The 18,840-nt window shown below is 66.0% G+C and carries 19 protein-coding genes; 7 read left to right on the top strand and 12 right to left on the bottom strand.

Annotation, left to right across the window (positions count from 1 at the left end):
- Window positions 1-23: 23 nt before the first annotated feature.
- Complete coding sequence (locus AC5RTS_RS12530) at window positions 24-488, bottom strand: helix-turn-helix transcriptional regulator (RefSeq protein ID WP_493992340.1); 465 nt, start codon at window positions 486-488, stop codon at window positions 24-26.
- A gap of 107 nt (window positions 489-595) precedes the next feature.
- Between AC5RTS_RS12530 and AC5RTS_RS12525 the strand changes: the two genes are divergently transcribed.
- The gene (locus tag AC5RTS_RS12525; protein ID WP_493992339.1) at window positions 596-1,666 is read left to right on the top strand and encodes a winged helix DNA-binding domain-containing protein; all 1,071 of its coding nucleotides are present in this window, start codon (window positions 596-598) and stop codon (window positions 1,664-1,666) included.
- Between the two features lie 24 nt (window positions 1,667-1,690).
- Here AC5RTS_RS12525 and AC5RTS_RS12520 read toward each other — a convergent pair whose 3' ends face one another.
- Entirely contained in the window at window positions 1,691-2,686 is a 996-nt protein-coding gene (locus AC5RTS_RS12520) for a LacI family DNA-binding transcriptional regulator (RefSeq protein ID WP_493992338.1), read from the bottom strand.
- A gap of 184 nt (window positions 2,687-2,870) precedes the next feature.
- On the opposite strand from AC5RTS_RS12520, the gene AC5RTS_RS12515 reads away from it, so the two are divergent.
- The gene (locus tag AC5RTS_RS12515) at window positions 2,871-3,869 is read left to right on the top strand and encodes an SDR family NAD(P)-dependent oxidoreductase (protein ID WP_493992337.1); all 999 of its coding nucleotides are present in this window, start codon (window positions 2,871-2,873) and stop codon (window positions 3,867-3,869) included.
- Window positions 3,870-3,946: 77 nt separating this feature from the next.
- Here the strand turns inward: AC5RTS_RS12515 and AC5RTS_RS12510 are convergent, their stop codons facing one another.
- The 4 genes from AC5RTS_RS12510 to AC5RTS_RS12495 all read right to left on the bottom strand — a co-directional run bounded on the left by AC5RTS_RS12510 (window position 3,947) and on the right by AC5RTS_RS12495 (window position 10,161).
- A complete protein-coding gene (locus AC5RTS_RS12510; RefSeq protein ID WP_493992336.1) occupies window positions 3,947-4,387 on the bottom strand; it encodes a GNAT family N-acetyltransferase in 441 nt (146 codons plus the stop codon).
- 79 nt (window positions 4,388-4,466) lie between these two features.
- A complete protein-coding gene (locus AC5RTS_RS12505; protein ID WP_493992335.1) occupies window positions 4,467-4,934 on the bottom strand; it encodes an SRPBCC family protein in 468 nt (155 codons plus the stop codon).
- 88 nt (window positions 4,935-5,022) lie between these two features.
- Window positions 5,023-7,518 carry a phosphoketolase family protein gene (locus AC5RTS_RS12500; RefSeq protein WP_493992334.1) on the bottom strand — a complete coding sequence of 832 codons (2,496 nt, stop codon included), beginning with the start codon at window positions 7,516-7,518 and terminating at the stop codon, window positions 5,023-5,025.
- Between the two features lie 36 nt (window positions 7,519-7,554).
- Window positions 7,555-10,161, bottom strand: coding sequence for an ATP-dependent DNA ligase (locus tag AC5RTS_RS12495; RefSeq protein WP_493992333.1), 2,607 nt, complete (start codon window positions 10,159-10,161; stop codon window positions 7,555-7,557).
- Between the two features lie 142 nt (window positions 10,162-10,303).
- On the opposite strand from AC5RTS_RS12495, the gene AC5RTS_RS12490 reads away from it, so the two are divergent.
- Together AC5RTS_RS12490 and AC5RTS_RS12485 are read left to right on the top strand one after the other, a co-directional pair.
- A complete protein-coding gene (locus AC5RTS_RS12490) occupies window positions 10,304-11,788 on the top strand; it encodes an SDR family oxidoreductase (protein ID WP_493992332.1) in 1,485 nt (494 codons plus the stop codon).
- A gap of 154 nt (window positions 11,789-11,942) precedes the next feature.
- A complete protein-coding gene (locus AC5RTS_RS12485; protein ID WP_493992331.1) occupies window positions 11,943-13,199 on the top strand; it encodes a L,D-transpeptidase in 1,257 nt (418 codons plus the stop codon).
- A 114-nt stretch (window positions 13,200-13,313) separates the two neighbouring features.
- Here AC5RTS_RS12485 and AC5RTS_RS12480 read toward each other — a convergent pair whose 3' ends face one another.
- The 3 genes from AC5RTS_RS12480 to soxR form a co-directional block, all read right to left on the bottom strand.
- The gene (locus AC5RTS_RS12480) at window positions 13,314-13,532 is read right to left on the bottom strand and encodes a PLD nuclease N-terminal domain-containing protein (protein WP_493992330.1); all 219 of its coding nucleotides are present in this window, start codon (window positions 13,530-13,532) and stop codon (window positions 13,314-13,316) included.
- A gap of 153 nt (window positions 13,533-13,685) precedes the next feature.
- Window positions 13,686-14,204 (bottom strand): flavin reductase family protein, encoded by a 519-nt coding sequence (locus AC5RTS_RS12475; RefSeq protein ID WP_493992329.1) that lies wholly within the window; start codon window positions 14,202-14,204, stop codon window positions 13,686-13,688.
- Between the two features lie 80 nt (window positions 14,205-14,284).
- The gene (gene soxR / locus AC5RTS_RS12470; RefSeq protein ID WP_493992328.1) at window positions 14,285-14,839 is read right to left on the bottom strand and encodes a redox-sensitive transcriptional activator SoxR; all 555 of its coding nucleotides are present in this window, start codon (window positions 14,837-14,839) and stop codon (window positions 14,285-14,287) included.
- 162 nt (window positions 14,840-15,001) lie between these two features.
- Between soxR and AC5RTS_RS12465 the strand changes: the two genes are divergently transcribed.
- Genes AC5RTS_RS12465 through AC5RTS_RS12455 form a run of 3 tightly spaced genes read left to right on the top strand, consistent with a single transcriptional unit; the run spans window position 15,002 to window position 17,154 of the window.
- Complete coding sequence (locus AC5RTS_RS12465; RefSeq protein ID WP_493992327.1) at window positions 15,002-15,931, top strand: hypothetical protein; 930 nt, start codon at window positions 15,002-15,004, stop codon at window positions 15,929-15,931.
- Between the two features lie 15 nt (window positions 15,932-15,946).
- On the top strand, window positions 15,947-16,849 hold the full coding sequence (gene ku / locus AC5RTS_RS12460) for a non-homologous end joining protein Ku (protein ID WP_493992326.1): 903 nt from the start codon (window positions 15,947-15,949) through the stop codon (window positions 16,847-16,849).
- Window positions 16,850-16,854: 5 nt separating this feature from the next.
- Window positions 16,855-17,154: a hypothetical protein gene (locus AC5RTS_RS12455; RefSeq protein ID WP_493992325.1), complete on the top strand. Its 300-nt coding sequence runs from the start codon at window positions 16,855-16,857 to the stop codon at window positions 17,152-17,154.
- Between the two features lie 9 nt (window positions 17,155-17,163).
- Here AC5RTS_RS12455 and AC5RTS_RS12450 read toward each other — a convergent pair whose 3' ends face one another.
- The 3 genes from AC5RTS_RS12450 to AC5RTS_RS12440 form a co-directional block, all read right to left on the bottom strand.
- Window positions 17,164-17,403: a DUF2630 family protein gene (locus tag AC5RTS_RS12450; RefSeq protein WP_493992324.1), complete on the bottom strand. Its 240-nt coding sequence runs from the start codon at window positions 17,401-17,403 to the stop codon at window positions 17,164-17,166.
- A gap of 54 nt (window positions 17,404-17,457) precedes the next feature.
- On the bottom strand, window positions 17,458-18,027 hold the full coding sequence (locus tag AC5RTS_RS12445; RefSeq protein ID WP_493992323.1) for a cysteine hydrolase family protein: 570 nt from the start codon (window positions 18,025-18,027) through the stop codon (window positions 17,458-17,460).
- Window positions 18,028-18,129: 102 nt separating this feature from the next.
- Complete coding sequence (locus AC5RTS_RS12440) at window positions 18,130-18,651, bottom strand: DUF4383 domain-containing protein (RefSeq protein WP_493992322.1); 522 nt, start codon at window positions 18,649-18,651, stop codon at window positions 18,130-18,132.
- Window positions 18,652-18,840: the final 189 nt, after the last annotated feature.

Here is an 18,840-nt window from a genome sequence, read left to right as displayed (position 1 = left end):
CGTAGCCGGTCCCCCTGACGCTTTCAGGATAGGAGGGCACGCACTGCCGGCGCTTCTTGATTCCGAACCGGTTTTCCCACTTGCTTTTCCAGGCACGGCGGAAGGCCCGTGGCACCGGCCCCGGCGGCCAGCTCCCGGAAGGTGGTTGGCGGCATACCCACCAGTTCGGCAAACCTAGTGCTGAAGGTACCCAGCGATGAGCACCCGACGGCGAAGCACACCTCCGTCACGGAGCGGCCGCCCGCCCGGAGCAGGGCCATCGCGCGTTCGATCCGGCGCGTCATGAGGTATGAGTAGGGACTTTCCCCGTAGGCGCTGCGGAAGGAACGGCTAAGGTGACCCGCTGACATGCCGGCCCATGACGCCAGGTCATCGACATTCAGCGGCCGGGCGTATTCACGGTCGATCCGGTCCCGTATCCGCCTCAGCCGTGCCAGGTCTTCCAGCCGCGCGGCCCGGGCGGCCGCGGTGGTGTTTCGAGGTTCCACGCGGTCAGGCTACCCCAGGCCCCGAAAGGCATAAAGGCCTTTTGCCGGGCTCCTTGGGCTCCTTGGGCTCCTTGCCGAAAACGGCGTCCTCGGCAAAGCTGGGCTCCGTGACCCTTGACCTCCAGGATGGGCAGGCGCGGCGGATCCGCCTGCAATCACACCTGCTCCGTGGCTCCGACCTCGCCCCGGTTGACGTGGTGCGCCGCGCGGTGGCGCTACAGGGGCAGGACCTGCCGGCCGTTCTACGTGCCATTGCCGTCCGCTCCCGGCCCGGGACCACGGTGCAGGACGTCCGGGATGCCTTCGACCGGGGCGATCTGGTCCGGGGGTGGCCCATGCGCGGCACCCTGTTCGCCACCACGCCGGACCATCTGGCGACACTGTTGTCCTTCACCGCGGAGCGGATCCACAATATGGCGGCGCGTCGGCGGTCCGAACTGGGGCTTGAGGAGACGGTACTGGCGCGGGGCCGGGACAGCCTGCGCGAGGCGCTGGGCGAGCGGCCCCTACGTCGTTCAGAAGCTCTGGAACTCTGGGAAGCTGCGGGAATCGACACCTCCGACGGACGCGGGTACCACCTACTGATGCACCTCTGCGTGGAGGGCCTGGCGCACTGGGGGCGGTTTTCCCAGACCGGTACAGAGCAGCTCCTCACCCTCACGGAACCGCACGCTGCCGGCCCGGGCGCGGCCGACGCCGACCTTACCGCCCTGGTCCGCGGCTACGTGCTGGCGCGCGGTCCGGTCACCGAAGCCGACCTGGCCTGGTGGACCAAGCTGCCAAAGACGGTGGTGCGTCGTGCCGCCGCCGGCGTCGCGGACCTCGTCGAGGTGCAGGTGCGCGGGCGGCCGGCCTGGGTCATCGGCGACGCCTTGCTCAGCGAAGCCGCGGGCTGGGGGCCTTCCGGGATATGCCTGGTTCCGGCCTTCGATGAGTGGATTCTCGGTTATGCGGACCGGTCCCTGGTTGCCAGCCCGGCAATGCTGGCCGCCATTGTTCCCGGCGGCAACGGAGTGTTCCGTCCGGCCGTGCTCGACGACGGCGTGGCGGTAGGTACCTGGCGGCTGCCCCGCGCTTCCCGCGCCACTCCGGTACCGGTTATTGATCTGGTGGAACGGGTCTCAGCAGCAAAGCGGCGGGACATCGAACAGGCGGTGGCGGAGTGGCCGCACGGCTGAGGGGCTAGCCCTGCGGTGACCGGCTCAGGCGGATGCGCGCCGTACCAGCCGAACCGGCGGCAGTGCCGGCTGGGGCCGCACGTCAGTTCCTACCCCGGACTCCGGCACGGCCAGCGGAGCTACGGCCATCTGTGCGAAGCGTTCCCCCAGCTCCCGGGCGTCCATTCGCACCGTGGTCAGCGGCGGTACGGCCAGCGACGCCAGCGGAATATCCTCCGCACCGATCACCGCCAGGTCCTCGGGTGCGCGCAGGCCGTGCGCGGCCAGGCCGGCCAGCAGGGCGAAGGCGTGCTCGTCGTCGAACGCGCACGCCGCCGTCACCGGCTCCGGCCCGGCCCGCCACCGGTTGACGACGGCGGCCGCTTCCGCGGCGTCCAGCCCCAGCCGGGCGACCACGGGCGGCGGAAGCCGAAGCCTGCGGCACGCGTCCGTTATGGCCGCCAGCCGGACGTCCACCCGCCAGGCGTAACCGGACTCGGGTGGCACCGCCACACCGATCCGCTCGTGCCCCGCCGCGGCCAGGTGCTGGATCTGGCATGCCCCGATGCCCAGGTCGGGAGCCAGCGGATCCTCCAGTGCCTGATGCAGGGAAGCCACCCGGATGCCCGTGGCCCGCAGGGCGGCCAGTTCCGGCTCCGGCAGCGGGGTGATGAGGATGAGCGACTGGGGTGCAAGGGACTGCACCAGCGACACTGCCCCGCCCTGCCGCGGCAGCCGGTGTGCCACCAGGCGCAGGCCCTGCCGTTCCACTTCTTCGGAGGCCGCATCGATCATGATGGCCAGCGCCCGGCCCAGCGGTTCGGGCGGCAGCAGCATCAGGACCAGGTCGCTGCGGCCGCGGCGCAGGGTGCGGGCAGCGGTCGACGGCGTGTACCCCAGTGAGCGGGCTGCGGCCAGCACACGGTCACGGGTAACGGAGGAAATGCTCTGCCCGGCACGGCCGTTGAGCACGTAACTGACGGTGGCACGGGAAACGCCCGCCGCCTGTGCGACGTCGTTGGACGTGACCCTGCGGTTCATCCCGTCCCTCCTTCGCTTTTGCCTTCACTGGCCCACCGGCAACACGATGGAAAGTCGGCACTTATCCTGCGGAGATTTCTCCGGTAGTCTGACGATACAGGCAACTTACACGTGTAACTATCGTGGCGCTGCCTATACCGGCGGCCGCAGATTACGGCCGCTCCCCGATCGAAAGGACCGGTTCGTGGCCACTTCGCCCATTACCGCCCAGAACACCGTCCAGCAGTGGCTCGACCACCCGGCAGGCGGTCCCGCCATCCGCGGCATGCTTGCACAGGCAGGCAGCGACGAGTCCAGCCTGGGCCCGGCGCTGACCCTGAAGCTGCAGCAGCTGGTGGACCTGAGCCAGGGTAAGTTCCCGCAGGCCGCCGTGGATGAACTCGTGAAGGCCGCCAATGGCGGAGTCATGCCCGAAACCGAAGCAGCAGCCCTGCCCACCGTGGCCGGCCGCTTCGACGGCCGCACCATCATCGTGACCGGCGCCGGGTCCGGCATCGGCCGCGCCACCGCGTCCCGGATTGCCCGCGAGGGCGGCCGGGTGATCGCCGTCGACATGGCCGAAGCCAAGATCAACGAGCTTGCCGAGCAGACCGGCGAGGCCGTTGTTCCGGTCGCCGCGGATCTCACCGACGCCGCCGCTGTGGAGCGGATCATTGCCGCCGCCGGCGGTCAGATTGACGGACTGGCCAACGTCGCCGGGATCAATGACGATTTCTCACCGCTGCACGAGGTCTCGGACGCCATGTGGCAGAAGATCTTCGCCGTGAACGTGGACGGCCTGATGCGCCTGACCCGCGCCGTACTGCCCACCATGCTCGAAGCCGGCAAGGGTTCGATCGTGAACATCACCTCCGAGGCGGGCCTGCGCGGTTCCGCTTCCGGTGTCGCCTACACCGCCTCCAAGCACGCCGTGGTGGGCATTACCCGCAGCACCGCTTTCATGTATGCCCGTGAAGGCATACGTGTCAACGCCGTGGCTCCGGGCGGCGTCGCCACCGGCATCCCGATGGGCGGAAAGACCTCCGAGTACGGCGAGGCCCGCCTGTCACCGGCCCGCGTGAACATCCCGGGCCTGGCTTCGGCCGAGGACCTCGCGGCCTCCATCACGTTCCTGCTCAGCGACGACGGCGTGAACATCAACGGCGCGATCCTGCCCTCCGACGGCGGCTGGTCCGCGGTCTAGCCTTCGCTACCTAACGACGGCGGCCGGTTTCCCTCCACAGCGAGGGGAACCGGCCGCCGTCGTCGTTTCCGTACCCGTCAGAAGCGGTACACCGCCAGTTCCTCCGCCGGTTCAAACCCGCACCTGGCGTAAAAGGTGCTGGACGCCGGGGACGGGGATGTGACGATCCGCGCCGCGCCGAGGTCCCGGGCATAATCGATGGCCGCGGACACCAGGGCCCCGCCCACCCCCGCATTCCGGTGCCCGGGCAGCACATAGGCGTTGGCCAGGTAGACCCAGACGGACGCCGGTTCACCGGGCTTTGGCATCCGCTCGAAGATCGACAGGTTCAGCATCCCGATCAGGTGCCCTGATGCATCGTCGGCAACGAAGAAGGTGCGCGGATTGGCCGCCAGCCAGATGCGGAAGGCCTTTTCAAAGCCCGCATCGACCGGCCCGCCGCCACCTGACTCGGCCACCCACGCAGCCCGCAGCTGCGCCAGGGCGGGGATGTCCCGCGGTGTGCCTTCCCGGATCATGGCGCCACCCTACAGCGACAGCGGCCGGTTCCCTTCCGAAAAGGGAACCGGCCGCCGTCGTACGTTCTGAAAAAAGCCCCTAGGCTCCGGAAACCGCGGCCGCGAGCTTGTTCAGCGATTCCTCGAGGTCGTCCTTGGACACCATCGGGAAGGAGACCTTCTTCAGGGTTTCCTTGTCCGTGACATGGGACCAGTCGTAGGTCAGGGTGACTTCGGTGGAATCTGCACCTTCAGCCTGGAGTTCCCAGACCCACTGCCAGCCCTTGGGCTCGGTGCCGGCCGGAGCGGTCTGCCAGGCCAGGATCTTGTTGTGGTCGTACCCGGTGACGTGGTTTTCCGTCTGGTAATCGCCCATTTTTTCGTTGTGCATGTTCATTTTGAAGACCTGGCCGGAAGCCGTGATGCGGTCGGTCTTCTCGTCCGAAACCACCATGCCGGAACCGTCCAGCTCGTGGTGGCGTTCGGGGTTGGACAACAGGTTGAAGATGTCTGCTGCCGAGGCATCGATGACCCGGGAAACTACAACGCTTGTCTGATCAGTGGTCAAGAAACTCTCCTTCGATGGATGGATCGTACTTTTTCCACGGCGGCCGGCCGCTGGGCCGGCGCCGAAGCCTGTGCGTACCGCGCCCAATTTAGCCGGGCGTGTCCTGCTCTGCTTCCTGCAGGTTCCAGCCGGTGATGTACGGCGGATCCTGCCCCTCGTCGCGGGTGTACTGCCGGGCACGTGCCCGTTCGTCCTGCAAATGCTGCCGGAAGGACGCCTGCGTCGATCCCAGCGACGCTACCCGGTCAAGCACGTCGATGGCCAATTGGAAACGGTCAATCTGGTTCAGCATGGCCATGTCGAAGGGCGTAGTGGTGGTGCCTTCCTCCTTGTAGCCGCGCACGTGCAGGTTCTCGTGGTTGGTGCGCCGGTAGGTCAGGCGGTGGATCAGCCAGGGATAGCCGTGATAGGCAAAAATCACCGGTTTGCCGGTGGTGAACAGGGTGTCAAAATCCCGGTCCGGCAGCCCGTTCGGATGCTCACGCGGATCCTGCAGTGCCATCAGGTCCACCACGTTGACCACCCGGATTTTCAGCTCGGGCAGCTGCTCCTTCAGCAGCGCCGCAGCGGCCACTGTTTCCAGCGTGGGTACGTCACCGGCACAGGCCATCACGACGTCGGGCTCGGTCTTCCCGCCCGGCCCGGTGTCCTCGCTGCCGGCGAAGTCCCAGATGCCGACACCCCGCTCCACATGCAGCAGGGCCTGCTGCGGATCCAGCCACACCGGTGCCGGCTGCTTGCCGGACACCACCACGTTCACCCGGTCCCGGCTGTCCAGGATGTGCCCGGCCACGGCCAGCAGCGTGTTGGCGTCCGGCGGCAGGTACACCCGGATCACCTCCGCCTTTTTGTTCACCACGTGGTCAATGAAGCCCGGGTCCTGGTGTGAGAACCCGTTGTGGTCCTGCTGCCAGACGTGGCTTGAGAGCAGGTAGTTCAGCGAGGCGATGGGCTGGCGCCAGGAAAGAGACCGGCTGACCTTCAGCCACTTGGCATGCTGGTTGAACATCGAATCGACAATGTGCACAAAGGCTTCGTAGCAGTTGAACACTCCGTGCCGGCCGGTCAGGAGGTAGCCCTCCAACCAGCCTTCGCAGAGGTGCTCCGAGAGCACTTCGGCCACCCGCCCGCTGCGGGCCAGATGCTCATCCAGCTCGTCAATGCGCTGCTGCCAGGCCTTGTCGGTGACATCGTAGACGGACTGCAGGCGGTTGGAGGCGGTTTCGTCCGGGCCGAAAATCCGGAAATTGGACGGATTCTTCCGGATCACTTCGCGCAGGTAGCCGCCGAGGCTAAACATCGGGCTGACCCGCTCCGAGCCCGGGGAATCGATCTTCACCGCATGGTCCGCGTACTCGGGCAGCCGCAGATCCTGGAGCAGCCGCCCGCCATTGGCATACGGCGTCGCGCTCATCCGCAGGTCCCCTACCGGGGCCAGGGACGCGATGCCCTCCATGAGCCGGCCGTCGGCATCAAACAGTTCCTCCGGCCGGTAGGAGAGCATCCACTCCTGCAGCTGGGCCAGGTGGTCCGGGTTGTCATGGATTTCGGACAGCGGGACCTGGTGCGCCCGCCAGGTGCCCTCCACCTGCAACCCGTCCACCACCCCGGGACCGGTCCAGCCCTTCGGTGAGCGGAACACAATCATCGGCCAGCGCGGGGCATGCACCTCGTCGGTCTCGGCGCCGGGCACGTCCGCCGGCACCGCAGTGCGCTCCCCCGTCCGGTAGGGAGCCTGGATGGCGGTGATTTCGGCCAGGCAGGTCTCCAGCACCGCGGAGAAATCCTCGTGTGCCTGGCGGATCGCCGCCGGGTCTTCCACGGTGACCACATAGGGCCGGTAGCCGTAGCCCTCGAGCAGTTTGAGCAGCTGTTCCTCGGGCATCCGGGACAGGATGGTGGGGTTGGCAATTTTGTAGCCGTTCAGGTGCAGGATGGGAAGGACTGCGCCGTCCACGGCCGGATCCAGGAAGCTGTTGGAGTGCCAGCTGGCCGCCAGCGGACCGGTTTCCGCTTCGCCGTCGCCAATCACGGTGGCCGCCACCAGATCCGGGTTGTCGAACACGGCCCCGTAGGCGTGGGCCAGTGAGTAGCCCAGTTCCCCGCCTTCGTGGATGGATCCCGGGGTCTCCGGAGCCGCATGGCTGGGCACGCCGCCCGGGTAGGAGAACTGCCGGAACAGGGTGCGCAGCCCGTCCTCGTCGCGGCCCACGTGGCTGTAGATCTCCGAGTAGGTGCCCTCCAGCCAGGCATTGGCCACATTGGCAGGACCGCCGTGCCCGGGGCCGGTGATGAACAGGACGTTGCGCTGCTGCTCGCGGATCAGCCGGTTCAGGTGGGCGTAGATGAAATTCAGCCCCGGCGTGGTCCCCCAATGCCCCAGCAGCCGGGCCTTGACGTCGGAGGCCTCCAACGGCCGGCGCAGCAGTGGATTGTCCCGCAGATAGATCTGGCCCGCTGAGAGATAGTTGGCCGCGCGCCACCACGCGTCGACCCCGGCGAGCTCGCCGTCGGGATGTGGTTCGGTGCCGGGGATCCGGTCGTTGCCGGGATGGTGCCCGGTTCCGGTGCTGCTCTCGGTCATGGTTCGGGTCCTTTCACAGGAGCGGCGGAGGCGCGGTTACGCTGGCTCCACCACGACGTCGGACGGTTTCTTATCCGGGCGCAGGCCGCGCCAGACGGGGTGGCGCAGTTTGCCGCTGCCGGTGCGCTCGGAAAAGGTCACTTCACCCACCAGCGCCGGGCGCACCCACTGGGCGTCGGATGCGTCGGCGCCGGGCACATCGTTCAGCGGCGGAGTCTTGCGGGACATTTTCTTCAGCCTGGGACCGATCAGTGCCAGGTCCTTCTCGCTCAGGCCCGAGCCGACCCGGCCGAGGTACTTCAGGTCCACGCCGTCCGGGATGGCCACGAGCAGGGAACCGACCTTGTTCTGCCGGTTGCCCTGGCCGGGACGCCAGCCCACCACCACCACTTCCTGGGTGAACTGGTTCTTCAGTTTCAGCCAGTTCTTCGCCCGCCGGCCGGGGCTGTAGGTACTGGTCCTGCGTTTGGCCATGACGCCTTCCAGTCCCAGTTCCTTGCTGGCGGCGACGGCCTCGTCCATACCCATCTCCAGTGCCGGGGGTACCTGCAGGTGTCCGTCGTCGGTGGCTTCCACGGCGGATTCGAGGATTTCCCGCCGCTGTTCGTAGGTGAGGTCCAGCAGCGGGTTTCCGTCCAGCCAGAGCAGGTCGAACACCATCAGGTGAGCCGGTGTCCGCTGCGCCGCGGCGGCGATTTCCCGTGGTTTGGTCAGGTGCATCCGCGGCTGCAAGAGCCCAAAGTCCGGGCGTCCGGCCTTGTTGAGCGTTACGATTTCGGCGTCCAGGACCGCCCGCTCCCCGTTCAGGTGCTGACTGAGATCCGCCAGTTCGGGATAGGCCGCCGTCATGTCGTTGCCGTTGCGGCTGATCAGGCGGGTTCCTTCCGGGGTGACCGTCACAATGGCGCGCACCCCGTCCCATTTCATTTCGAACGCCCACTCGTCGTCGTTGTTGATTTCGGCGCGGCTACCCGCCGTCGCGAGCATCGGTTCAATCACCGGCACGGAGGCATCCGTTCCTTCCTCCGGCGCGGTCGGGGCAGGACCGGTTTCTGCCTCCGTCTCCGCCTCCGCCGCCGCTGCAACGGCAGCCTGAGGCGTTGCCGGCCGGGCCTTCCCCGCCTCCGGCTTTTCCTTCCCGCCGCCCTCGGACTCTTCATCCCTGCCCTTTTCCCCGGGACGGGGCTGGTCCTTCATCAGGTGAATGAGCCAGTTGTTGTTTGCCCTGTCCCCGCCGGATCCGGTGTGGATGAGGGCAAAGCGCCGGTCTGCCGCCCCCTGGCCTGCGAGGCCGCCGTCGGGCTGGCCGTGCAGCACGGCAATGACTTCCTTGCCGTCCCGCCACTTTTCCCGCTCGTAGGTGCCGTGGTCCCAGATTTTGACGTCACCGCCGCCATATTCCCCCTTGGGAATATGTCCTTCAAAGGTTCCGTAATCCAGCGGATGGTCCTCGGTCTGCACCGCCAGGTTGTTTTTGCCGGTGGTGGACGGCGGCCCTTTGGGGAGGGCCCAGGAGACAAGCACGCCCTCGTGTTCCAGGCGGAAATCCCAGTGCAGGCGGCGGGCATGGTGCTCCTGGATAACGAAGCTGTTCCCCTCGGTGGGTGTGGACGGTTCTTCCGGGACCGGTTCCGGTGTTCGAGCCGCATCACGCATGCTGCGGTATTTCCCCAGCCGGTCCCCTGAGCCGGTGCCGCCGCCTTCTTCCTCTTCGACTGCCGCTTCCAAGGCCTGTTCCGCAAAGGTTCCGTCCGCCATCCCGGCCAGCGGGTCCGGATCATCGAGGCGTTCGAGCACCTGCCCGTAGTCCAGCTGGGCCAGGTTCGGATCCTCGAGCTCCGCCCAGGTCCGGGGTGCGGCCACGGTGGGCTGAAAGCGCCCACGCAGCGAATAGGGGCAGATGGTGGTTTTGTTGCCGTTGTTCTGGCTCCAGTCCACCAGCACCTTGCCCTTGCGCAGGGACTTCTTCATGTCGCTCACCACGAGGTCCGGATGGTCCGCCTCCAGTGCCCGGGCCAGCTCGTGGGCCACCGCATTGATGTCATCCGAGGTCTGGCTGCCATCCAGTGCGGCGTACAGGTGGATTCCCTTGGACCCGCTGGTGACCGGACGGGCATCCAGTCCCATGTCCGTCAGGATGGACCGGGCCAGGCGGGCGACTTCGGCACATTCGGCCAGCCCCACTCCGTCCCCCGGGTCCAGGTCCAGCACCATCCGGTCGGCATTGCCGATCCCGCCCCGGGGGCCGAACTGCCACTGCGGGACGTGGATCTCCAGCGCGGCGGACTGGGCGAGCCAGGTGAGGGTGGCCAGGTCATTGACCACCGGGTAGTAGTTGGTCGAGGTTTTGTGCTCAATGGGGAACCGCTTCACCCAGGACGGTGCGGAGTCCTCGATGTTCTTTTGGAAGAACACCTGCCCCGGCTCGTCGGAGGTCCCCACGCCGTGCACCCACCGTTTGCGGGTGGCAGCCCGGTTGCGCGAATGCGGCAGCATGTACTTGGCCACGGCGGCGTAATAGGAAATGACGTCGGCCTTGGTGGTCCCTGTTTCCGGGTACAGCACTTTGTCGAGATTGGTCAGGCGGAGCCGGTGTCCCTCCACGCTGACGGTTTCCTGCGTCTTCCCTCCGCCTGTCGCCATGCACCCTAGTCTTACCGGGATACCGGGCAAACGCCAGTATTTCATCAGGGGGCTGATAATCCCTGCTGCCGTTTCAGGCAGTTTCGCGCAGAGCGTTCCGCTCCCCTGACCAACGGCACCGGCCCGTGTGTATGTTGGGGAAATGACAGAACACCAGCATGTCCTGGTGACCGGCGCCACCGGCTACATCGGCGGCCGCCTCGTCCCCCTGCTCCTCGAAGACGGGCATACCGTGCGTGTCCTGGCCCGCTCACCGGAAAAGCTGTCCGACGTGCCCTGGGCTGCGGACGTAGAAGTGGTCAAGGGTGATCTTGCCGAGAAGGAATCCGCGCTCGAGGCCTTCTCCGGGATTGACACCCTGTATTTCCTGGTGCATTCCATGGCTTCCGGCAAGGGGTTCAGCGATCAGGAATCGGCCATCACGCACATTGTGGCCGACGCCGCAGCCCAGGCGGGCGTAAAGCGGATTGTCTATCTGGGCGGTCTTCATCCGGAAGAGGGTGAGCTGTCACCGCACATGAAGTCCCGGACCGAGGTGGGCCGGATCCTGCTCGACGGCAAGGTGCCCGCCGTTGTCTACCAGGCCGGCGTCGTCATCGGTTCCGGGTCCGCATCCTTTGAGATGATCCGGCACCTGACCGAAACCCTGCCGGTGATGCCGGCACCGAGCTGGGTGCGCCGCCGGATCGAGCCGATCGCCGTCCGCGACGTGCTGCACTATCTGGTCCGCGCAGTGGATATCCCGGCAGAGGTCAACCGAACCTTCGATATCGGGTCCCGGGAGGTGCTGACGTACGCGGACATCATGAACGGGTATGCCGAAGAGGCAGGGCTGCCGCGCCGGCGCATTTACGCGCTCCCGCTGCCCGCCCCCCGGCTGGCGGGCCTCTGGGTGGCCCTGGTGACGCCGATTCCGCGCTCCATGTCCCTGCCGCTGGTGGAATCCCTGCAGCACGACGCCGTCGCCAAGGAACACGACATTGACCAGTATGTGCCGCTTCCGGAGGGTGGCCTGACGGACTATCACGATGCCGTGCGGCGTGCCCTGGGCAAGGAAAAACGCGGCGAAGTGGAAACCACCTGGGCCAACGCCTCGGCGTCCTCGGACCTCGCCTCCGATCCGCTGCCCAGCGATCCGGACTGGGCCGGCCAGACCGTATATGTGGATTCCCGGCAGCGCCGGTCCCCGGTGGACCCCGCTGCCGTCTGGAAGGTCATTGAGGGGGTGGGCGGCCGCAACGGCTGGTACTCCCTGCCCATGGCCTGGGCCGTCCGCGGCATCCTGGACAAAACAGTGGGAGGTGCGGGGCTGACCCGCGGCCGGCGGAATCCCACCACACTGTTTACCGGCGACGTAGTGGACTGGTGGCGGGTGGAACTGCTGGAGCGCGGCACACTGCTGCGGCTGCGCGCCGAGATGCGGGTCCCGGGCAAGGCCTGGCTGGAAATGCGCGTGGAGCCTGATGGCGACGGCGGCAGCCTGTACCGGCAGCGGGCCATCTACTTCCCCAAGGGACTGGCCGGGCGGCTGTACTGGTGGCTGATTGCCCCGTTCCACGGCCTCATCTTTCCGTCCATGGCGAGGAACATGCTCCGCCAGGCGGCCCGCATGGCGGAGCCCGCTTAGACGATGTCCGGCCACCGGGCCGCAGTTCGGTAACGCCGCACACCGCTGCCCGGCGATCGAATATCATCGGGTAGGACAGAGGGCGCCGGTACAGCTGGTACAGCCTGGATGACGCCGCCGGTTTTCGAAGAGGGATTTCGAAGGTACTGACGGCTTGTACTTTGAGGGGACCGTCGCAGTGCAGGACAACGCAGGCCAGGACAAAAAGAGCCGTAAGGGAATCATCGCTGCCGTTGTTGCCGGCGTACTCGTAGTGGGCGGCGGCATCGGCGCCGCATTCGCCACCGGCATGGTCGGGACTTCGGCCGGCGGGCAGGCGCCCGCGGCCACGGCCTCGGCCTCTCCGTCCGTTTCCGCCGCACCGGTATCGATCACGGCCACGCCTGCGGACGGAGCGGTGGAAGTGAACCCGGCGTCCATGCCCACCGTGACGGCCACCAACGCCACCATTAAGAAGGTCAGCCTGACGCCGGAGGCCGGCGGAGAGTCCGTGCCCGGTGTCCTCTCCGCGGATGCGGTCACCTGGACCGCCGATGCGCCGCTGGTTTTCAACACCAAGTACGCCATGGATGTGGTGCTGATTGACCAGGCGGGCAAGGAAAGCACCCGGTCACAGAGCTTCGAAACGGTGAAGCCCGCCAATGAAGCCAACGCGTTTATGTACCCGCAGGATGCCTCAGTGGTAGGTGTTGGCCAGCCGATCGAGATCAACTTCAGTGAGCCGGTCACCAACAAGGACGCCGTGGAGCAGGCCATCAAGATCACCAGCACCTCGGGCCAGACCGGCGCCTTCCACTGGATCACCGACAACAAGGTACGGTACCGCCCCGAAGCGTTCTGGGCACCGAACAGCGCCATCACGGTGGATATGCAGCTTTTCGGGGTGGACTTCGGCAACGGAATGATCGGCAATTTCAACGAGACCCGGACGTTCAATACCCACAACACCCGTCTGGCCGTGGTTGATAACGCCACCAAGACCATGCAGGTCTTCATTGACGGCCAGCTGGTGCGGACGTTCCCCGTCACGCTCGGCGAACCCACCTGGCCCTCCCCCTCCGGATACCAGGTGGTGGTCAGCCAGCATGAGAAGCTGCCCTTCCGGGCCGAAAGCATCGGGTTGAAGCCCGGCGATCCGGACTACTATGAGCCGTTCGACGCGTCCTGGGCCAGCCGGCTGACCAACAGCGGCGTGTTTGTCCATCAGGCCCTCGACGGCGCCCTGGGCGCCCTGGGCCAGATCAATGTGTCCCACGGCTGCGTTGGGATGTCAGCCGAAGGCGCTAAGTACTTCTTCGACACTTTCGAGCCCGGCGACGTGGTGCAGGTGCTGAACACCGAAGCCGGACCGGTCTCCGTGGATGACGGCTTCGGTGACTGGAACGTGCCGTGGGACCAGTACGCCAACTAAGGCTGCCGGACCGGTAGTCCTGCCGGGCCGGTAAGGCTGCCGGGCCGGTAAGGCTGCCGGGCCGGTAGTCCTGCGGAGACCGCTGGCCGGTGCGGGTGGCCCGGCGTGCCAGGGCTAGGCCGTGCGGCGGCCGAAGAGGAAATAGGCGATGGGACCGGCGAAGTTGATGCCGCAGGCCAGCATCCACAGGGTGCGGCTGCCGCGGATCAGGCTGGCGGGGCGTCGCCGGATATCGCGGAGGGCAGCGCCGGCAAGCAGGAACTGCAGGCCGGTCAGGGCTCCCAATCCCCTCTTCTGCCCCGTGCTCAGGTCCTTGAACTTCTTTTTCGCCATTGCTGTGCTCTCTTTCCCGGGCCGGTTCCGGACGGCTTTCTGCCGCCGGCACTACACCGATTATCCCTTGTCCTCAGGGGATCAGCGTTTCCTCAGGGGATCGGTGTTACCCCAGGGGATCAGCCGTTGTGCTCCCGGGCAGTGTGGGCTGCCTTATCCCAATGCGGAGTGCTCGCCCAGCCGGTGGAAGGTGCGGTTGTGGTAGACCAGCGGGTCCTGTCCCGTGCTGCCGGGAAGAACCGACAGGACGGATGCGGCAATCAGGATGGATCCGCCCACGGGCACCCGGCCGTCGATCCGGCAGAGCAGTGCCACCGATGCATCTTCGAGGAGGGGTTCACCGCCGGGAAGCGTCCGGATTCTTGCCGAACCGAACCGGTCCGCCCCTTGGCGGGCAAAGATTCCGGCCAACTCGGCATTGTCCGCACCGAGCAGGTGTACAACTACGGTTCCGGCCTCGGCGATGGCACCTGCCGTGCCGTGCATGGAGGCCAGGGAGAAGGAAAGGATGGGCGGCTCGGCCGAGACCGAGGAGACGGAGGAGGCGGTCAGCCCCACCGGGCCGTTGCCGCCGTCGGCCGTGATGATCGCCACGCCTGCGGGATGTGCCCGGAAGGCGTCCTTGAACGCTTCCGTTACATCCCGCTCGCACAGAGCAGTATTGCGCGCCATTAAAGAGTCCTTCCGCAGACCAACCCGTCGAGGGTATGTCTCAACGGTAGAACCTCAACCATTGTTGAGGTCAAATCGTGTCAGACGTCAAACGCACGCGCACCGGTACCGGAATCCGCCGATGCGTCGTCGGGATTCACGAACCGGCATTCTGCCAGCGAGAGGCAGCCGCATCCGATGCACCCGCCCAGCCGGTCACGCAGTGCCTGCAGATGCCGGATGCGGGAGTCCAGTTCCTGCCGCCAAGCTGCGGAGAGGCGCTGCCAGTCTGCCTGGTCCGGTACGCCGTCCGGCGGCAGCTCGTCGAAGGCACGGCTGATGACGGCCAGCGGGATACCTGCCTGCTGGGCTGCGCGGATCACCGCTACCCGGCGCAGCACCGACCGGTCGAACCGGCGTTGGTTTCCCTGCGTCCGGCGGCTGGACAGCAGGCCCTGCCGCTCATAAAAATGCAGGGCGGAGACGCTGACACCGCTGCGCTGCGCCACCTGGCCCACCGACAGTTCGGAGCGTCCGGACGTCGGATCGCCGGGCGCCGGATCATCAGGCGCCGGATCGCCGGGCGTCGATTCGCCGGGTGCCGTTCCGCCATCTCCCTGGTCGCCGGACGGTACCCCCGCTGCCCTGGTGTTCACATCCGCCCCTTCCTTCGCTGCACCCATTATCCCTTGGGAGACACCCGGAGGCCCGGGTCTCCTCCGCCGCCGTCGTTGTGGGTACTGGCGGTCGGCCCACGGGCATGTGAAAGTGTCCGTATTCATTTTCACCGGCCCTGCCGGGGCGCAGAGGAGGCTCAGATGGAAGGTGTACCGCTCGGTCCGCGGGAGAAGCCCGGAACGTTCATCTTCCTGCCGGGCACCGGACGGCCCAACCCCTCCCTCTCCGACCAGGTCCGGGAACAGGTGAATGCGGTTCCCGGGTTCTCCGGCTGGTCGGTCCGAACCATTGACTGGGCGGCTGCCGCTGCCGAAAACGTGACCGCCGTTCCCGCCCTGCCGGAACGGTATTCCGCGGAGGACCCGCCGGCCCTGTCGGATGGGTCTCTGGCTCTCGCTCTGTTCGGCGCCGAGGTCAGCACCGCGGATCCGGTGCGGCAGGCCGCCGGCACCGCTCCGTCAGTCCCGGAGGCCGCCCTGCTGGGCGAAACGCTGCAGGATCTGGTCCTGGGCGTGGTGACGGACGCCGCCGTCCGGCACCGGATCCGCCTGACCGATGCGGCCGGGGACTTCTTCAGCAAAGTTGCCTATTACCTGCGGCAGGGAGAGGACGCCAGGATGCTTCTGCGAGATGCCCTGGCCAGCACCGACCAGGACGCTCCGGTCATCCTGTTCGCGCACAGTCTGGGGTCCGTGGCGGCCGTGGACCTGCTGAGCTCCCCGGACGGCCCGGGCAGCCGGGTGGACCTGCTGGTCACGCTCGGTTCACCGGCTCCGTGGTTCTATCAGCTTGATGCCCTCACATACCTCGGGCCGGGACGCGGCGGCAACGCTCCCGCCGTACCCTGGCTGAACTTCTGGGATGAACGGGATTTGTTCTCCTTCTGCGCCGAGCGTGTTTTCGCCGGGAGGCAGGGGCAGATCACCGACAGCGGGGTGACCTCGGGTAAACCCTTTCCCGAGTCGCATCACGCCTATTTTTCGGACCCGCGGGTTTACCGGCTTCTCTGGGAACACCTGCAGGAGGCGGACGCCGGTAAACCCGGCTCTGGCAACGGCACCGGACTTTAGTGTTCACTGTTCTACATGAGAGCGATCTGGAAAGGCGCTATTGCCTTCGGACTGGTCAACGTGCCGGTCAAGGTTTATTCCGCCACCGAGGACCACGACGTCAGCCTTCACCAGGTGCACGGCAAGGACGGCGGACGCATCCGCTATCAGCGCCGATGTGAGATCTGCGGCGAAGTCGTTGAGTACAAGGACATAGCCAAGGCATACGACGACGGCGAGCAGACGGTGGTCCTCACAGATGAGGATCTCGCTTCCCTGCCGGTGGAACGAAGCAGGGAGATCGACGTCGTGGAATTCGTTCCCAGCGACCAGGTGGATCCCATCCTGTTTGACCGGACCTATTATCTGGAACCCGATTCAAAATCCACCAAGTCCTACGTGCTGCTGCGCCGGACGCTCGAGGACACCGACCGTACCGCCATTGTGCAGTTCTCGCTGCGGCAGAAGAGCAGGTTGGGCGCCCTGCGCGTGCGCGGCGACGTGCTGACCCTGCAGACCCTGCTCTGGGAGGACGAAGTCCGGGAAGCGTCCTTTCCCTCGCTGGATGAAAAGGTGCGGATCTCCGCCAAGGAACTGGAGATGTCCTCTGCCCTCGTGGATTCCTTCAGTTCCGACTTCGACCCTTCCGAATTCACCGACGATTACCAGGAACAGCTCAAGACCCTCATCGACGCCAAGCTGGAGCAGGGCGAGTCCCTGGATACCGAAGAGACCTTTGGCACGGAATCCGAGGATGAGGGCGGGAAGGTCCTGGATTTGATGGAAGCACTGCGGCGCAGTGTGGAGAAAAACCGGGACAAAAAGAGCGGCACGGAGTCAAAGCCGTCCGGCAGCAAGAGCGAGAGCACCAAGAAGGCTCCGGCCAAGTCCAAAACAGCCAGTTCCAAGAGCACCGCCAAAACCAGGAAAGGCGCCTGAGTCCTATGGCATCACGCAATTTCTTCACGGATCAGTTCGGCAGGCAGACGGTTTTCGAGGTTCCCAATGCCCCCATTATCGGCTGGGGTGTTTTCGGCCTTGCCTCCCTGATGGCTTTGACTCCGCGGCGTGCGGATCAGCTGAAGACGCTCAGCAAAGCCTGCCTGCTGCTCTGGGCGCTGGGCGAAACCTTCCGCGGCGAAAGCGGCTTCCGTCGCAGCATCGGGGCGGCAACACTCCTGAGCCAGATCACCGCTAAGCCGGAGCATCCGGAGAAGGCAGGTTCGGGGAAGGCCGGGGCCTAGCCCGGCCGGCTACTGGCGGTAGCCTTCAACTTCACTGATCGGTCTGGGCTGCGCCTCATCCGGGTTCTGGCCCGCATCCTGTTTGGCCCGGCGCTGGCGCAGCAAATCCCAGCACTGGTCCAGCTGTTCCTCAACCCGGCGCAGCTCTTCCGCATGATTTTCCGGCGCAGCCGCCGGATCCGTCTCCCGCAGGGATTGCTCCTGCATTACGAGTTCCTGGATCCGGTGCTGAATCTCCTGTGCGTCCATGACCCCACGCTAACCGCCCCGGGCCGGGGTTACCAGCACCCGGCCCGGCCCGAACTAACTCTGCGGGCCGCAGCTCTGCAGGAAGTCCTTCAGTTCGGCCGAGCTCTGAACCGGCTGCCGGTATTCATCCGAGAGCATGCTGAGGATGGCTTCTTCGTAGTCGCTGTCAGTGGAGGCCAGCGCTTCCCGCGCAAAGCGGACGCGGAAATTATTGGCGAAAGCGTCTGCCGCGGTCTGGGCAACGCAGTTGTGCGTCGCAACACCGGCCAGAATCAGGGTTTCGACATTCCAGTTGCGTAGCCGCAGCAGGACGTCGGTGCCGATGAATGCGCTGTCCCTCGTCTTCACCAGCCGGGGCAGGTCGTTCCATTCCAAGCCGGGAACGAACTCCGCCTGCTCGCTGCCGCTGAAAATAAACCCCTGATCGTCGTCGAGCATGCTGAGTGTCCAGGTGGACTTGTCCCGTTCATGCTCCGTACAGACCATAAGCACCGGAACCCCCGCGGATTTGGCCTCGCGGATCAGCTCGTTGGTCTTTTCCACCAGGCGTTCCTGGTGCTGCTGCAGAGCAGGGCTTTCGAAGTAGGCGTTCTGCATGTCAATGACCATCAGTGCGGCTGACACAACCGGGTTCCTTCCTTTACGCACTGTCCGGGCTGGACAGGGCTAGGGAACCCAGTGTGCCAGCAGTGTGGCCCCGCGGGTCAAATACCAGGCGCCGCCGGCCTAGTTGGGAATGGACCCTTCTCCGGGGTTTCCGCTGCTCCGCGAGGGCCCGCCGCCCGCCGAAGGACGCCGTGAAGTATCCCGCCCCAAGATGAGCCCGAGCAGGATCATCGCGACGGCCAGGACCACGTGGAGCCAGTTATCGGCCGTGTTGAACGGTACGAAGTTCGCGCTCGAGTCCAGCGGAATCAACAGGCCGTAGATGAACAGGACGGCATAGAGGATGCCCGCACCCACCAGGTAGAGCCGGGCCGAGGAATTGGTCCTGGCCATGGCCAGGCCGGCAAAACCCAGGAGCATGTGGACCACGTTGTGCAGCACGGAGACCTGGAAGACGCCCAGGAGAACCGCTTCGGATTCATAACCGGAGAAATAGAGTGCGCTGTAATTCCCCGTGATCCCGGGGATGAACCCCAGGACGCCAATCAGGAGGAAGATAATCCCGAATACTAGTGCGGCTATCTGAGCGCTGGTTCGACGCGCGGAAAGACCGCCGGAAGAACTGTAACTGGGGTAGGCCATGATGACTCCTCTGCTCCGCGGAACCGGAGGCCGGGCCGGGAGGATTAGGTGATCAGGGACTTTAAACTCTTGCACAATTGGGGCAAGGTGGGAAGCATACTGACTTTCCGTGGACCCCGAGGAGGAACGAATGAGTTTTATCCCGATACCGGCCGCAGTTGCCGGTTCCGGCTCCTGCAGGGGCAGGTT

The sequence above is a fragment of the Arthrobacter sp. MDT1-49-2 genome (assembly GCF_059090185.1).
This window is presented reverse-complemented; position numbering and strand designations above follow the sequence as displayed.

Coding starts and splice junctions, on each gene's coding strand:
- AC5RTS_RS12440 (WP_493992322.1), bottom strand. CDS start 18,651: ATGGCCTACCCCAGTTACAGTTCTTCCGGCGGTCTTTCCGCGCGTCGA.
- AC5RTS_RS12495 (WP_493992333.1), bottom strand. CDS start 10,161: ATGGCGACAGGCGGAGGGAAGACGCAGGAAACCGTCAGCGTGGAGGGA.
- AC5RTS_RS12480 (WP_493992330.1), bottom strand. CDS start 13,532: ATGGCGAAAAAGAAGTTCAAGGACCTGAGCACGGGGCAGAAGAGGGGA.
- AC5RTS_RS12450 (WP_493992324.1), bottom strand. CDS start 17,403: ATGGACGCACAGGAGATTCAGCACCGGATCCAGGAACTCGTAATGCAG.
- ku (WP_493992326.1), top strand. CDS start 15,947: ATGAGAGCGATCTGGAAAGGCGCTATTGCCTTCGGACTGGTCAACGTG.
- AC5RTS_RS12520 (WP_493992338.1), bottom strand. CDS start 2,686: ATGAACCGCAGGGTCACGTCCAACGACGTCGCACAGGCGGCGGGCGTT.
- AC5RTS_RS12490 (WP_493992332.1), top strand. CDS start 10,304: ATGACAGAACACCAGCATGTCCTGGTGACCGGCGCCACCGGCTACATC.
- AC5RTS_RS12475 (WP_493992329.1), bottom strand. CDS start 14,204: ATGGCGCGCAATACTGCTCTGTGCGAGCGGGATGTAACGGAAGCGTTC.
- AC5RTS_RS12500 (WP_493992334.1), bottom strand. CDS start 7,518: ATGACCGAGAGCAGCACCGGAACCGGGCACCATCCCGGCAACGACCGG.
- AC5RTS_RS12455 (WP_493992325.1), top strand. CDS start 16,855: ATGGCATCACGCAATTTCTTCACGGATCAGTTCGGCAGGCAGACGGTT.
- AC5RTS_RS12465 (WP_493992327.1), top strand. CDS start 15,002: ATGGAAGGTGTACCGCTCGGTCCGCGGGAGAAGCCCGGAACGTTCATC.
- AC5RTS_RS12510 (WP_493992336.1), bottom strand. CDS start 4,387: ATGATCCGGGAAGGCACACCGCGGGACATCCCCGCCCTGGCGCAGCTG.